General features: G+C 70.1%; 12 protein-coding genes. 7 read left to right on the forward strand and 5 right to left on the reverse strand.

What is annotated here, in order from left to right; all coding sequences use genetic code 11:
* Positions 1-106 precede the first annotated feature (106 nt).
* Positions 107-1,750, forward strand: a complete 1,644-nt coding sequence (locus ACLJRL_RS18735; RefSeq protein WP_410657491.1) for a tannase/feruloyl esterase family alpha/beta hydrolase — start codon at positions 107-109, stop codon at positions 1,748-1,750.
* Positions 1,751-1,855: 105 nt separating this feature from the next.
* On the opposite strand, the gene ACLJRL_RS18740 is transcribed toward ACLJRL_RS18735, so the two are convergent.
* From ACLJRL_RS18740 to ACLJRL_RS18755, 4 genes are all read right to left on the reverse strand, one after another.
* Positions 1,856-2,521: an ABC transporter ATP-binding protein gene (locus ACLJRL_RS18740; protein ID WP_410657492.1), complete on the reverse strand. Its 666-nt coding sequence runs from the start codon at positions 2,519-2,521 to the stop codon at positions 1,856-1,858.
* A complete protein-coding gene (locus tag ACLJRL_RS18745) occupies positions 2,518-3,210 on the reverse strand; it encodes an ABC transporter ATP-binding protein (protein ID WP_410657493.1) in 693 nt (230 codons plus the stop codon). Before ACLJRL_RS18745 ends, ACLJRL_RS18740 begins: the two co-directional genes overlap by 4 nt.
* Positions 3,203-5,776: an FtsX-like permease family protein gene (locus tag ACLJRL_RS18750; RefSeq protein ID WP_410657494.1), complete on the reverse strand. Its 2,574-nt coding sequence runs from the start codon at positions 5,774-5,776 to the stop codon at positions 3,203-3,205. Before ACLJRL_RS18750 ends, ACLJRL_RS18745 begins: the two co-directional genes overlap by 8 nt.
* 147 nt (positions 5,777-5,923) lie before the next feature.
* Positions 5,924-9,133 (reverse strand): BTAD domain-containing putative transcriptional regulator, encoded by a 3,210-nt coding sequence (locus ACLJRL_RS18755; protein ID WP_410657495.1) that lies wholly within the window; start codon positions 9,131-9,133, stop codon positions 5,924-5,926.
* A gap of 96 nt (positions 9,134-9,229) precedes the next feature.
* Between ACLJRL_RS18755 and ACLJRL_RS18760 the strand changes: the two genes are divergently transcribed.
* Positions 9,230-10,105 carry an NAD(P)-dependent oxidoreductase gene (locus ACLJRL_RS18760; RefSeq protein WP_410657496.1) on the forward strand — a complete coding sequence of 292 codons (876 nt, stop codon included), beginning with the start codon at positions 9,230-9,232 and terminating at the stop codon, positions 10,103-10,105.
* Positions 10,106-10,131: 26 nt separating this feature from the next.
* A complete protein-coding gene (locus ACLJRL_RS18765; protein WP_410657497.1) occupies positions 10,132-10,986 on the forward strand; it encodes an NAD(P)-dependent oxidoreductase in 855 nt (284 codons plus the stop codon).
* A gap of 64 nt (positions 10,987-11,050) precedes the next feature.
* Here the strand turns inward: ACLJRL_RS18765 and ACLJRL_RS18770 are convergent, their stop codons facing one another.
* Positions 11,051-11,935, reverse strand: a complete 885-nt coding sequence (locus tag ACLJRL_RS18770) for a LysR family transcriptional regulator (protein ID WP_410657498.1) — start codon at positions 11,933-11,935, stop codon at positions 11,051-11,053.
* Positions 11,936-12,014: 79 nt separating this feature from the next.
* On the opposite strand from ACLJRL_RS18770, the gene ACLJRL_RS18775 reads away from it, so the two are divergent.
* Genes ACLJRL_RS18775 through pip form a run of 4 tightly spaced genes read left to right on the forward strand, consistent with a single transcriptional unit; the run spans position 12,015 to position 14,598 of the window.
* Positions 12,015-12,923: an EamA family transporter gene (locus tag ACLJRL_RS18775; RefSeq protein ID WP_410657499.1), complete on the forward strand. Its 909-nt coding sequence runs from the start codon at positions 12,015-12,017 to the stop codon at positions 12,921-12,923.
* The gene (locus ACLJRL_RS18780; RefSeq protein ID WP_410657500.1) at positions 12,920-13,093 is read left to right on the forward strand and encodes a hypothetical protein; all 174 of its coding nucleotides are present in this window, start codon (positions 12,920-12,922) and stop codon (positions 13,091-13,093) included. Before ACLJRL_RS18775 ends, ACLJRL_RS18780 begins: the two co-directional genes overlap by 4 nt.
* On the forward strand, positions 13,090-13,569 hold the full coding sequence (gene rraA / locus ACLJRL_RS18785; RefSeq protein WP_410657501.1) for a ribonuclease E activity regulator RraA: 480 nt from the start codon (positions 13,090-13,092) through the stop codon (positions 13,567-13,569). The genes ACLJRL_RS18780 and rraA overlap by 4 nt, the downstream gene beginning before the upstream one ends.
* A gap of 51 nt (positions 13,570-13,620) precedes the next feature.
* Positions 13,621-14,598 (forward strand): prolyl aminopeptidase, encoded by a 978-nt coding sequence (pip, locus tag ACLJRL_RS18790; protein ID WP_410657502.1) that lies wholly within the window; start codon positions 13,621-13,623, stop codon positions 14,596-14,598.
* Positions 14,599-14,600 lie beyond the last annotated feature (2 nt).

The following is a 14,600-nucleotide window of genomic DNA, read 5'->3' on the forward strand; positions in this document are numbered from 1 at the left end:
ACGGATGTGCGGGCGACCATGGTCGAAACACGGTGGACAACACCTGGGGGCCGGGCCAGGGTGGATGGATCAACTTCAAGCCGATCCGGGAATCTGGGGTGGGGAAATGCGGCGGTTGTCCATGCTCGGCGTGGCAGCGCTCATCACGGCAGGCTCGATACTCACGGCGCCGGCGGTCACCGCCGGCGAAACGACGTTCCGTCCGGTGCGCACCTGCGCGGATCTGGTGCGGACCTACGATCTTCCGGGTGCGGTCACGCACGTCAAGACCGCGACCGTGGTGCCCGCGACGGCCACCGAACCGGAGAACTGCGACGTCCGCGGCTACGTCGAGCCGGCGGTGCAGTTCCAGCTCAGGCTGCCGACGAAGACCTACGCGGGCCGCTACCTGCAGTTCGGCTGCGGCGGCTTCTGCGGAGGCGTCAACACTCCGCCGTTCGCCGACTGCGGGCTGCCGCACGGTGGCGACGTCGCGGTCGCGGCCACCGACGACGGCCACGTCGGCAAGACCCCGCAGATCTTTGACGACGGGAAGTGGGCGGAGAACGACCAGGCCGCCCGCGACGACTTCGCCTTCCGCGCGCCGCACGTGGTGTCACGCGCTTCGAAGCGGCTCATCACCGCGTTCTACGGCGCCCCACCGAAGAAGTCGTATTTCAGCGGCTGCTCCGACGGCGGCCGCGAGGCACTCCTGCTGGCACAGCGCTACCCGGACGACTTCGACGGCATCATCGCCGGCGCCCCCGCCGGAGACTGGGGCCCGCTGCTCGGCGTCTACCAGACCTGGCTCGCCAAGGTGAACACCGGCGCCGACGGCAAACCGATCCTGACCGCCGACAAACTCCCGGCACTGCACGCCGCGGCGGTGTCGTCCTGCGACCGTTCCGACGGTCTCACCGACGGCGCCATCGACGACCCGCGCTCGTGCCGCTTCGACCCGGCCACGATCGCCTGCCCGCCCGGCACCGACAACGCCGGCTGCCTCACCGCGGCACAGGTCGCCGCCACCAAGAAGATCTACGCGCCGCCGACCGACGAACGCGGCCGCAAGCTCTACCCCGGCGGCCAGACCGTCGGCTCCGAACTGTCCTGGTACGGCTGGACCATCCCGGCACCGGAATTCGGCGGTGTCGGCTTCGCGCACTCGCTCGCCGACAACTACCTGAAGTACATGGCCTACCCGATCGGGACGCCGCATTCGTCGGTCGAGAAGTTCGCCTTCACTTCCCGCGAATTCGACCGGCTCACCCCGGAAGGCGTCCGCTCCAACGCGATGTCGACGGACCTGCGTGAATTCCGCCGCTCCGGCGGAAAACTCGTGATCTGGCACGGCTGGGCGGACCAGGCGATCCCCGCGGCCGGCAGCATCGACTACTACCAGCGGCTCGCGCGCGCTTCGGGCGGGCTCGCGGCGACACAGAACTGGGCGCGGCTGTTCATGGTGCCCGGCCTCTACCACTGCGCGACCGGCGACAAGCTCACCGAGTACGACCCGTTGAAGGAACTGGTCTCCTGGGTCGAACGCGGCACCGCGCCCGACCGGACCCTCGCCACCGGCCGCGACGCCGACGGCAAGGTCACCCGCACCCGGCCGGTGTTCCCGTACCCGCTGCAGGCCAAATACGACGGCAGCGGAAGTGTCGACGACGCCGCGAACTTCGTCCCGGCGCCACCGTCACGTCCCACCCAGGACATCGTGAACTGGGCCGGGAACGATCTCTACGGGAAGGCCGGCCCGATCGCTCCGTAAGGTTCGGCCGCGCTCTTCTTGTGTCATGAAAGGGTCTTTCAGGACAAAAAGTGTCTTGAAAGACCCTTTCATGACATTTCCGTACCTTCAGCTCACGACGTACTTCTACGAGAGGACGCCGTCCAGCAGCCGTACCCGCCGGTCGGCGATCCGATGCACGTCGTCGTCGTGCGTGGCCACGATGACCGCGGCGCCCTCCTGCGCGCAGCGCCGCAGCAACCGCAGCACCCGAGGCGTGCTCCCGGCGTCCAGGTGCGCCGTCGGCTCGTCGGTGAGCAGCACCCGGGGCCGCCCGCTGACCGCCCTGGCGAGCGCGACCCGCTGCTGCTGCCCGAAGGAGACCTCGAGCGGGTAGCGGTCGCCGAGCTCGCCGATCCCGAGTTCGTCCAGGAGTTCCGAAACCCGCTCGAGGATGCTCGTCGCGCTCGGTTTGGGGATGTCGGACCGCAGCCGCAACGGCAGGGCCACGTTCTCCGCGATCGTCAGTTCGTTCGCGAGGCCGAGCGCCTGGGGCAGCACCGCGCAGGTGTGCCAGGCGGGAGCGCCCGCTATCGGGACGCCGTCCAGCAGGACACTGCCGGAATCGGGCGAATCGAAGCCGCACAGCAACGCCAAGAGCGCGCTCTTGCCCGAGCCGGACCGGCCGGACACCGTGACGAGTTCACCGGCGGCCACCTGTAGTTCCAGACCGCGCAGCACCTCGACGTCCCCGCTGGGATGAGGGAACCGCCGGCGCAGACCGACGGCCTCCAGGGCGGGTTCCACCGTCACAGCACGACCTCTCGTTCTTCCACGCCTTCCAGTGTGCCCTTGTGCATCCGTGCGACACGACTGCCGAGTTCGATGAGCCGGTCGTCGTGCGAGGCGACGATGACGGCGAAGTCCTGGCCCGCCAGGTACTTCAGGGTGTCGAGCACCAGATCGGCCGACGCCTCGTCCAGCTGGGACGTCGGTTCGTCGGCGAGAATGACGGTGGAGCGACGTGCCAGCGTGCAGCCGAACGCGAGCCGCTGCTGCTGCCCGCCCGAGAGCGCCGAGATCCGCCAGCCGCCCGTGCCGCCCAGCCCCAGCTGCTCAAGGATGTCTTCCGGCAGGCATTCCGTCGCCGCCGATTCCGCCGCCGCGCGGAGATTGTCGGCGACGCTGAGATACGCGAGCAGGTTGTCGGTCGGGTTCTGGAACACCAGCCCGAGGTAGTCACGCCGCAACGCCCGGCGTTCACGATGCCGCAGCTTGCCCGTTTCGGTTCCCTGGAAGGAGATCGCGCCCCGGGCGGGCTGTTCGAAGAGGCCGAGCGTCCGCAGCAGGGTGGACTTGCCGGAGCCGGACGGGCCGGCCAGCACGGTGATCCCGCGGGCGGGGATGTCGATGGTGACGTCGTCGACGCCGGTGACCGTGCCCGCCGGGGTCTGGTAGTCGACCCCGATACCGCGCAGCTGGAAGATCGGTTTCTCAGGCACGGATCAGCTCCGCGGTCCGGGCGGTGCGCACCGAGCGCATCGCGATCCAGCCTGCCAGCGCCACGACGAGCACGCCGATGGCCAGCACGGTCAGGGCGAACGGGGTCGGGTTGGGCAACGCCGAACGTGGCGCCAGGAACGTCGCCGGGTCGAACCGCGGTACCGAAAGGCCCGCGACCGAGACACCGCAGACGACGCCGATGACCACGGCGAGACCGCTGAGCGCGCCCAGTTCCATCAGATGACTCGCCAGCAGGGCACGTGGCCGCATCCCCATCCGCAGCACCAAGGCTCCGGCCAGAGCGTTCTGCCGACGCCGGACCTCGACCGCGACCAGCAGCGAGAGCACCGCGACCACTCCGAGCACGGCACCGAGCAGGGCCATGAACGAGAACGTCCAGGACACGACGAAGAACGGGAGCGCGTCGAGCGCCGACTCCCGCGTGATGCGGTTGGGCTGGGTGATCCCCGCGGCCGTCAACGACTCCGTCAGCAGCGACACCGGCGAGCCGGACAAGAGGCTCCACTTGGGCACGGAGCCCAGTTGCGCCGTGCTGAGCGACGTCCGGGAGATGACGTAGCCGGCTTTGGTGCCGATGATCGGCCACATCGGCAGCTCACCGATCGTCCGCGCGTCGCCGAGACCCGACGGCAACTTCGGCTTCTGGCCGGCGTCGCTCCCGATCCGGATCGCCGGGACACCGGTGCCGGGGCTCGACAGCAGGCCCAGCAGCCTGTCGACGTCGTCTCCGGCGAGCGGGCCGAGCGCCGCGCCACGCCGGAAGGTCTGCGGATCCACGACCAGCACCACACTGCCGGTGCCGGTCAGTTCCCCGACGACCGTGCTGGAGTCGCTGATCTGCGCGGGCAGCGGGACCTTGCCGGTACCGACGACGCTTTCGGTGTCCACGCGGGTTTCGGCACCGACGAAGATCGCCGACTTGGTGTGCAGCGCCTCTTCCTGGCCGCGTGCGATCCCGATCCCGGTCGCCAGCGTGCCGATGGCCAGCGTGCCGATCACGAGGACACCGGTGACCGGGGCACGGGCGCTGGCGAGCCGCCGGATCGCCAGTTGCAGCGCGGGCCGGGACCACAGCCGCGCGCGGTGCGAGGCGTGCAGCGCCAGCCAGGCCAGCCGCGCGGCCAGCAGGCCGACGGTGAGCACCACGAACACGGGATAGGTGAGCGCGAGCGGGTCGACCTGGGGGAGCGGGTTGCCGACCCGGGACGCGCTGCCGTAGTCGACGAGCCGGTTCCAGCCGAGCAGGGCCACTCCGGCGGTGATCAGTTCCCAGGGGAAGATCACGAGGAGTTTGAGCCCCTTGCGTCCCTTCGACCGGATCCGGCCCAGTTCGAACTCCCGGTGCGTGCGGACCGCGATCACCCCGGCCAGCAGCGTGAGCGAGATCAGCAGGATCGCGGCCGCGACGAGCGACCCGAACACCGTCGCCCCGCCGTCGGGTTCGCCTGGTGGTCCGTAGACCCCGAGGAGCAGCCGGGCGAGTACCGCCCCCGCCACACCTCCGGCGACGATGGGCAGCCCGAGTTCGGCGACCGCGAGCATGCCCAGCGCCCTGGGCGAGCTACCGCGAGCCGAAAGCAGCCTGAGCTGGGCGTGGCGGCGCTGGTGCCACTGCAAGGCCACCGTGCCGATACCGGCACAGCCGACCAGGACACTGATGGCCGCGAGCGGCAGGATCGAGACCAGGACGTTCGCCTCGGCCTGCTTGCTGATCGCCACCGACCGTTCGAACGGCAGCGAACCGACGACGGCGTCACCGAGGCTCCGGGCGGTCAGATCCGCCTTCACGTCGGCGATGATCGCCTTCGAGCGCTCCAGCAGATCCTCGGCCTCGCTTACGGTCTTGGGCGGAGTCTCGTAGAACGACACGTACAACGTCTTCATCGTCGGAATACCGAGCGAGCGGACCGTGTCGTCGAAGGTCTTCCCGTCGGTGGCGAACATGACCGAGTCGAGGGGGTCGTTGGCGAGCCTGTCGACCACGGCGTTGCGTTGCTGTGAGCACCACCAGCGCGGCGCGGGGTCGGGCAGGTCGCGGTAGAGCCCGGTCACCGGGGGCACCGGCGTGCCCTTGATGCTCGGCTTGGCGCCGACCCCGATCTTCTCCGCCCCGGCCACGACGGTGCCGAGCAGCAACCCGGAGTTCCGTGATCCCTCCGTCAGCGTGAGCTGGTCCAGACCTGCCTGGTCGCGGTAGGCGAGGGTGACCTTGTAGTTGGGGTCGCCGTTGAACTCGGTGCCGAACAGCACCGGGGTATAGCGGGAAGCGACGGGTGCGGTGAAACCGTGCGTCGACGCGTGACGACGGACCGAGTCGACGATCTGCGGAACGGCCTCGGTGGGGACATTGCCCTTACTGAAGACCGGCCCGTAGTTGTCCGGACAGGCGATGCCGTTCTGGTACGTGACCGCCGCGCCGCCCGCGGCCGAAGCCTGCAGCACGGCGGCCGTGCCGAGGAAACAGGCGAGCAACGCCGTCACCGCGGCGATGATGAGCGTCAGCGGGCTGGTCAACGCCGCCCGCGGAGCCGCTCGCCACGGCATCGTCACTCTAGGTCCGCCGGAAGTCCCCCACCTCACCCGCATGGACGCGCACGCTACCCGTTGGGTCGGCAGGAAAACAGGAAGAAAGGGCCTTTGTTGTCGACGTGAAGTAATGCCATAGCCCATTGAGATGATCTTTGTGCGCGACTACACACTGTCCGTCACCAGACGGTCGATCGGCATGCCAGCGCCATTAGAGGCCTCTTCGGACAAAGCGGATTCCCCGATGGCGGCGGTGACCATCGCGGTGATCCGGTCGACGTCGCCGCGTTCGGCTTTCGGCAGGGGAGCGCCGACCGATTCCCGGGCGGCGGCAGCGGCGCCGAGCAACCGCGCGGCCCGGTGATGGTCTCCGCCCGCGGCCTCGGCGCCGGCGAGTCCTTCGAGACCGAGCGCGATCGCCCGCGGATCCCCGGAGTTCCGGGCGATCGCGAGGCCGGCCCGCTGGAGCCGTTTCGCCTCCGTGGCCTGTCCGCGTTGTTCGGCGATGAAGCCGAGTTCGGCGAGGACCAGCGTGCTGCCCGCTTCGGACTCCACCCGGCGGTGCCACTCCAGAATGGACAGCAGATGTTTCTCGGCCTCGTCGAACAGGCCCTGGCGTCGTGCGCCGAGCGCGAGCCCGGTCTCGGCGTAGACCTCACCTGGTTTGAAACCGTGCTCCACGGCCAGCGTCCTCGCCCGCTCGTGGAAGTCCCCGGCCTTCTCGAAATCGCCGGTGAGCAGCGCCGTCCGGCCGAGCCAGGAGAGTTTGTAGGACACCTCCGGCCAGAGACCCAGTTCCTCGGCGCGGCGGAGGCTTTCCCGGTGCACGCGGGCGGCGTGGTCGTAGTCGCCGGCGATCGAGGCGAGCATGCCGAGGACGAACGACGCCTGCAGCCAGCCCCAGCGTTCGCCGAGGCCGTCGAAGATCCCGGCGCTGCGGGCGGCCATCCGTCCGGCGCCGGTGAGATCACCTCCGGCCGCCAGATGACCGGCCCGGTCGGCGAGTGCGGCCGCCGCGACCCAGTCGTTGCCGCTGTCGCGCGCGGTTTCCAGCGCGCCCAAGGTGAGGTTCTCCGCCCGGCACAGGTCGCCGACGGTCGACCACGCGTACCCGAGGAACCACAGCGTCCGGGCCCGGGCCGCGGGATCGGTGATGCCCCACGCGGTTTCCTCAGCTGTGCTTTCAGCGACCGTGTTTTCGGTGCAGGTGCCGTCGAGCACCGCGATCCCCGCACACCAGCCCAGGGCCTGCGCACGTTCGTCGCCCGCGCCGGTGTCCGGGTCGAGCACCTGGTCGAGGGAGCGACGCGCCTCGGTGAACCGTCCACGGAGGAACCAGAACCACAGGGACGCGTTCGTCAGCCGCAGCGCGAGCCCGTGCTCGCCTTGCCGCAGCAGGGTTTCCAGCGCCCGCCGGGTATTGGCCGCTTCGGCGTCGAGCCTGTCGAGCCAGCGCCGCTGCTCCCGGCCGCGCAGGCCGGCGTCACCACGCTCGGCGAGTTCGAGGTGGAAACGAGCGTGCCGAAGGTACAGGTCGTCGAGTTCGCCGGCCTGCTTCGCGTGTTCCAAGGCGTAAGCCGAGACGGATTCCAGCAACCGGAACCTCGGCTCCCCGGACTTGCCCGGCCTGCTGACCACCAAGGACCGGTCTACGAGCCGGGAGAGCAGGTCCAGCACGTCGGCGGAGGAAATCTCGCCGCCCGCGCAGACCGCCTCGGCGGCGTCGAGACCGCAGCCTTCGGCGTGAACGGCGAGCCTGCGCAACACGATCTGCTCGGGCTCGCTGAGCAGATCCCAGCTCCAGTCGATCATCGCGCGCAGCGTCTGCTGCCGCGCCGGGCCACCACGCCTGCCCGAGGACAACAGACTGAACCGGTCATCGAGCCGGGTGTGGAGTTCGTGCACCCCGAGCGTCCGGACCCGGGTCGCGGCGAGTTCCAGTGCCAGCGGGATCCCGTCGAGCGTGCGGCAGATCCGGGACACCACGGCCGCGTTGTCCGCGTCGAGGGCGAACCCCGGTGCCGCGGCCGCGGCCCGGGCGGCGAACAGCCGCACGGCACTCGAGTCCCGGACGGCGGCGAAATCCGCCTGCTCGGGCAGATCGAGCGGCGGAACCGCCCAGACGTGCTCGCCAGGCAGCCCGAGCGGTTCCTGGCTGGTGGCGAGGATCCGCAGCCGGGGTGCCGCCGCGAGCAGCCGCTCCACCAAGGTGGCGACCGGCTCGACGACCTGCTCGCAATTGTCGAGGACGAGCAGGATCTCCTTGTCTCGCAAGGCATCGGCCAGAGACTGGGCCAGTGGCTTCGCGGTGGTGGGCTCCTCGCGGATGTCCAGGACGGCCGTCAGCACGACGGCGACGAGGTCCTCCGGCGGGCACGTCGAGCAGGCCACGTTGTCGAGGCCCGCCAGTTCCACGAGCCAGGCGCCGTCGGTCACCGTGGGCGCGAGCCGTGCCGCGGCCTCGATGGCGAGGCGGGTTTTCCCGACGCCGCCGGGGCCGGTGAGGGTGACCAGCCGCGCGTCGGTGAGCAGCGCGCCGACCTCCTTGACCGCCGTCGTCCGGCCGACCAGTTCGGTGAGCGACCCCGGCAGGTTCCCGTGTACCGGCTCGGGCACCCGGGCAGGTTCGAGATCCGGGTCCCTGGTGAGGATCGCCTGGTGCAGGGCGGCGAGATCCCGCCCCGGATCGAGACCGGACTCGTCCTGAAGCCGGGCCCGTAGTTCGGCGTAGCTTTCGAGCGCCTCGCTGTGCCTGCCCGCGGCGTAGAGGGTGCGCATCAGGAGACCGCGAAGCCGTTCTCGCAGCGGATGCCGGGTGACCAGGCCCGCGAGTTCCCCGGTGAGAGCGCCGTGTTCGCCGAGCGCCAGCCGGGCTTCGGCCCGGTCCTCCTCGGCGAGCAGCCGTTCCTCCTCCAGCCGCTGCGCCGCGGCGACCGCGAACGGCTCGTCCTCGAACCCGGCGTACGCGGGTCCTCGCCACAACGCCAGCGCGTCAGCGAGCAGCGCGGCGCGAGCGCGGGGATCGGTCGTGTCCGCCGCCCGCGCCGTCAGCACGTGGAACCGGTGGACGTCGAGGTCCTCGGGCTCGACGGCGAGGACGTACCCGGCGGACTGGTGCGTCACGAGGTCCCGGGCACCCGGCTCGGCGCGATCGAGTGTGCGGCGCAGCTGGGAGACCTTGGTCTGGAGGGTGTTGCCCGGGTTGCCGGGCGGGTGCTCGCCCCACAGATCGTCGGTCAGCGCACCCACCGGCGCCGCCCGGCCCTCCCTGGTCAGCAGGGCGGCGAGCAGCAGGCGGACCTTGGCCTCGGGCACGACGATGGGCTCGCCCGCGGTCGTCCACACGGCGAGCGGCCCCAGCACTCCGAAACGCACGAAACCGACGTTAGCGCGGACCACCGACAGGTTCTCGGGTGGCGCCGTGCGCGGACCCGCAGCGATCCGTGCGCGGCCCCCGGCACGGTGGTGCTCATGACCGAACACGGCAAGACCCCGGTGACGGTACTGGGGCTGGGCGCGATGGGAACCGCGCTCGTAGAGGCACTATTGGCCGCGGGACATCCGGTCACCGCGTGGAACCGCACCGCGAGCCGCGCCGAGGTGGTGGCCGCGAAGGGCGCTTCGGTCGCTTCGACGATCGACGAGGCGCTCGCGGCGAACGAGATCGTGATCGCCTGCCTGCTCGACTACGACTCGGTGCACGAGGTACTGGACCCGGCCGCGGCCGGGCTCCGGGGGCGGCTGTTCGTCAACCTGACCAACGGCACCCCCGGCCAGGCTCGCGAGATGAGCGCGTGGGCCGACGGGCTGGGCGCGGAGTACCTGGACGGCGGGATCATGGCCGTTCCGCCGATGATCGGCTCGCCCGCGGCGTTCATCTTCTACAGCGGCTCCGGCACCGTTTTCGGCCGGGCCCGCACCGCGCTCGACACCTTCGGCGGCACCAACTACCTCGGCGCCGACCCCGGACTGGCGCCACTGCACGACATCGCGCTGCTCAGCGGGATGTACGGGCACTTCATCGGCGTCATCCAGGCGTTCGCGCTGGTCGGCTCCGCCGGAGTGAAGGCCAAGGATTTCGCGCCGTTGCTCCGCGGCTGGATGGACGCGATGAGCGGTTTCACCGAGCGTGCCGCCGAGCAGCTCGACGACGGTGACTACGTGACCGACGTCGTGTCGAACCTCGCGATGCAGGCCGCCGCCTTCCCGAACCTGGCCAAGGCCGCCGAGGAACAGGGCGTCAGCGCCGAGTTGCTCACGCCGCTCCAGCCGCTGATGGACAGGCGGGTCGCGGCCGGGCACGGCGACGAGGACCTGATCGGCGTCATCGAACTCCTCAAGAAGTAAACCCACTACACAGCAAGGGAAACACAATGATCACGATGATCGGGCTCGGTCCGATGGGTCAGGCCATGGTCCGGGTTCTCCTGGAGAACGGCCACGGCGTGACGGTGTGGAACCGCACCGCGAGCCGCGCGGACGGCGTCGTCGCGGCGGGTGCCGTGCGCGCGGAGACGGTGGCCGACGCGGTGAGCGCGTCGGAACTGGTGCTGCTGAGCCTCACCGACTACGCGGCGATGTACGACATCCTGGGCAAGGCCGAGAAGGCGTTGGCGGGCAAGGTGATCGTCAACCTCAGCTCGGACACCCCCGAGAAGACCCGCAAGGCCGCCGAATGGGTCGAGGCTCGCGGCGGGCGGTTCATCGCGGGCGGCGTGATGGTGCCGGCCCCGCTGGTGGGCAAGGATGAGGCGTACGTCTTCTACAGCGGGCCTTCCGAGGTGTTCGAGAAGTACCGCGACACCTTGGCGCTGATCGGGCGGGCCGACTTCCTCGGCGAGGACGTCCGGCTGGCGCAGCTGTTCTACCAGGCGCAGCTGGACATCTTCCTCAACGCGCTGTCGGCGTTCCTGCACGCCACCGCGCTGGTGCGTTCGGCCGGTGTCCCAGTCCAGAAGTTCCTCCCGTACGCCAAGGAGAACTTCGCGATGATGGCCTTCTACCTGGAGGCGGCGGCGGAGCAGGTCGAGAAGGGCGAACACCCCGGCGACGAGGCCGACGTGACGATGATGGGCGCGAGCGCCGACCACATCGCGCAGGCCAGCCGGGACGCCGGGATCGACGTCGTACTGCCGGAGGCGATCAAGTCCCACTACGACCGGGCGATCGCGGCAGGACACGGCAAGAGCTCGTGGACCAGCCTGTACGAGGTCATCAAGGAGGGCTGAGTTCGGGGTTTCGCGCAGTCCGTGAAGGCCTCCTTGAGGGACTCAGAGTCCCTCAAGGAGGCCTTCACGGAACGTCCCCGCTTACGACTCCCAGCACCTCCAGAAAGGCCTTCGCGGCAGGCGTGACGGTGAACCGGTTCCAGGCCAGGTGCTCGATCCGGCCGGGCGCGTCCGTCACCGCGACGGTGACCACGCCGGTCAGGTTCGGCACGTACCGGGACGGAAGCAGCGCGACGCCCAGTCCCTGGTGGATCAGCCGCGCCATGAAGTCGGCGGCCGTCACCTCGAAAGCCACTTCCCGGTGCAGCCTGGCGGCCGCGAAGGCCTGGTCCGTCTGAGCCCGTCCCGCCGTCCCCGCCGGAAAGTCCACGAACACCTCCGACGCGAGCCTGCTCAAATCCACTTCGGACGCATCGGCGAGCGGATGTCCCGGCGCCACGACGGCGACCAGGTCGTCACGCCCCAGCTCGCAGGTGCCGACACCTTCCGGCCGGTCCGACACCGAAAGGCCGAGGAACGCGACCTCGATCGCGCTGTCCTTGACCTGCTCGACCAGATACTCGCTCCCGCCGACCCGCAGCCCGATCCGGACATGCGGGTAGCGCCGGTGAAAGGTCTGCAGCGCGGCCGGGACGTCGACGGCCGCGACGGTGGGGATCACCCCGACCGTCAGCCGCCCCCGGATCTCGCCGACGGCCGCCGAGACCTCGGCGCCGGCCCGCTCGGCGGCGTCGAGGCATTGCCGGGCCGAGGGCAGGAACGCCTCACCGGCGGCGGTGAGCCGCACCCGGCGGCTCGTGCGTTCGAACAGCCGGGCACCCAGTTCCCGTTCCAGCCGCGCGATCTGGTGACTCAACGCCGACTGGACGACGAGGCACCGTTCCGCGGCGCGGGTGAAACTGTTCGTCTCCGCCACCGCGATGACGTACCGCATCTGCTGAAGCTCCATCGATCCATCTTGAATCACGATGGATCAAGTGACAAACATGTGTTGGACTCATCGATCGACAGCGCCGAAGCTGAGAAGCGTGAAAACGCTGACGACCACACCGCTCACCGCCGGCACCCTGACCGGCGTCACCGCGCTGACCGCGTTCGCCCCCGTGGTCTGGGGAACGACCTACGTGGTCACGACCGAACTCCTCCCGTCCGGCCACCCGCTCTTCGCCGGCCTCATGCGTGCTCTGCCCGCCGGTCTCATCGCGCTGGCCATCACCCGCACGCTGCCGCGCGGCACCTGGTGGCTGAAGGCGGCCGCGCTCGGCGTCCTCAACATCGGGATGTTCTTCCCCCTGCTGTTCGTCGCCGCCGAACGGCTTCCCGGCGGAGTCGCGGCCACCCTCGGCGCCGCCCAGCCGCTCCTGGTCGCAGTCCTCGCCGTGGCCGTGCTGCGTCAGAGCGCGTCCGCCTGGCGGTTCGCTTGGGGAATCGTCGGGATCGTGGGCGTCGGACTGGTCGTCATCGGTCCTGAAGCGGGCTTCGACACGGTCGGGATCCTGGCCGGCCTCGGCGGCGCCGCGACGATGGCGCTGGGCGTCACCCTCACCAAGCGCTGGGGACGCCCGGCCGACGTCGGGCCGACCGCGTTCGCGTCCTGGCAGCTCACCGCGGGCGGCCTCTTCCTGCTGCCGGTGACCTTCCTGTTCGAAGGCGCGCCGCCCGCCATCGACCTGAGCGCCGTCCTCGGCTACCTCTGGCTCGGCCTGATCGGTGGCCTGCTGGCGTACGTCCTGTGGTTCCGCGGCATCACGTCGCTGCCGGTCACCTCCGTCGCCGTCCTCGGCCTGCTGTCGCCGATGGTCGCCGCGATACTCGGCGCCGCGCTGCTCGGCCAGTCCCTCGGCCTGCTCCAGCTCCTCGGATTCGCCCTGGCCCTGGCCTCGATCGTCGCCGGCCAGATCACCCCGAAGACCCGGAAGGAAGGCGTCACCCGATGAAGATCGCCGTTGTCGGTGCGGCCGGATTCGCCGGTGTCGACGCCATCGTGAGCGCGACCAGACCCGCGCCCGGTGCGGAAGACACGGTGGCCGCCATCGTCACGACAACCACGAGCATCCTGGCGGCACAGCACCAGCCGGCCGGGAACACCTACACTCAGTCGCCGTGATCGATTCCTTCACCACCGCCGACCTCGTCGACGAACACGGCGACAAGCTGCGCGTCTGCGATACCCAGTTCCGCCAGTTCGGCGGCCACCGGACGTTCTCCGGCCCGATCCGCACGGTCTCCTGCCACGAGGACAACGGCCTGGTCAAGAAGCTGCTGGCCACCCCCGGCGACGGCTGTGTCCTGGTCGTCGACGGCGGCGGCTCGCTGCACAGCGCGCTCACCGGCGACATGATCGCGAAGTCCGCCGTGGACAACGGCTGGGCCGGGATCGTCGTCAACGGGGCCGTCCGCGACAGCGCCGAACTCGCCGAACTGCCGCTGGGCGTCAAGGCGCTCGGCACCAACCCGCGCAAGAGCTCGAAGGCGGGCGCCGGCGCGGTCGACGTCCCGGTCGGGTTCGGGGGAGTGACCTTCACTCCCGGCGACACGCTCTATTCCGACGACGATGGCGTCGTGGTCTTACCCGCACGCTGACCGGAAACCTGCCGCTCCCATGCTTGTATAAGCGCTGTTATATTCTCGGTTGTGAGAAGCGCCGAGAAAACAGACCCGCTGTACCCACCGATCGAGCCCTACGAGCACGGTCTGCTCGACGTCGGCGACGGCGCTCGCGTCTACTGGGAAGCTTGCGGCAACCCCGACGGCAAACCTGCTCTGTTCGTGCACGGCGGACCCGGCTGGGGGAGCCTTCCCGTGCGACGCCGGGGTTTCGACCCTGCCCGATACCGGGCTGTGCTGTTCGACCAGCGCGGCTGCGGGCGCAGCACCCCGCATGCGAGCGATCCGGCCGCCGACCTGCGACACAACACGACCGCCCACCTGATCGCCGATATCGAGCGGTTGCGCGAACACCTCGGGATCGAGCGCTGGCTGCTGTACGGCGGCTCCTGGGGCTCCACGCTGATGCTGGCCTATGCCCAGCAATACCCCACGAGGGTCTCGGAGATCGTCATCACCGGCGTCACGACCAGCCGGCGGGCCGAGGTCGACTGGCTCTACCGCGACGCCGGACGGCTCTTCCCCGAGCAGTGGGAGAAGTTTCGCGCCGCCGTCCCCGAGACCGAGCGCGACGGTGACCTCGTCGCCGCCTACGCGCGCCTGATGGAAGATCCCGATCCGGTCGTCCGGGAGCATGCCGCGGATGCCTGGTGCACCTGGGAAGACGCACTCCAGGCCCACGAGCCCAACGGGACACCGGGAGCCTTCGCGAATCGGCCCCTGACCGACAGGCTGGCCATCGTTCGCCTCTGCGCGCACTACTTCTCCCATGGCGCATGGCTTTCCGACGGCGAACTGCTGCGCAACGCACCAAGTCTGGCCGGTATCGCCGGCGTGCTGATCCACGGACGGCTCGACCTGAGCTGCCCGCTGGACACCGCCTGGCTGCTCGCCCGCGCCTGGCCGGACGCCGAACTGGTCGTCATCGACGACGCGGGACACGGCGGCAGCGCCGCCATGTCCGCGCGGGTCCGTGAAACGCTGGACCGGTTCGCCTCGAGGTAGGA

Source organism: Amycolatopsis sp. lyj-112, assembly GCF_046549055.1.
GTDB lineage: Bacteria > Actinomycetota > Actinomycetes > Mycobacteriales > Pseudonocardiaceae > Amycolatopsis.

Coding starts and splice junctions, on each gene's coding strand:
- ACLJRL_RS18760 (WP_410657496.1), top strand. CDS start 9,230: ATGACCGAACACGGCAAGACCCCGGTGACGGTACTGGGGCTGGGCGCG.
- ACLJRL_RS18770 (WP_410657498.1), bottom strand. CDS start 11,935: ATGGAGCTTCAGCAGATGCGGTACGTCATCGCGGTGGCGGAGACGAAC.
- ACLJRL_RS18750 (WP_410657494.1), bottom strand. CDS start 5,776: ATGCCGTGGCGAGCGGCTCCGCGGGCGGCGTTGACCAGCCCGCTGACG.
- ACLJRL_RS18735 (WP_410657491.1), top strand. CDS start 107: ATGCGGCGGTTGTCCATGCTCGGCGTGGCAGCGCTCATCACGGCAGGC.
- ACLJRL_RS18780 (WP_410657500.1), top strand. CDS start 12,920: ATGAAGATCGCCGTTGTCGGTGCGGCCGGATTCGCCGGTGTCGACGCC.
- ACLJRL_RS18765 (WP_410657497.1), top strand. CDS start 10,132: ATGATCACGATGATCGGGCTCGGTCCGATGGGTCAGGCCATGGTCCGG.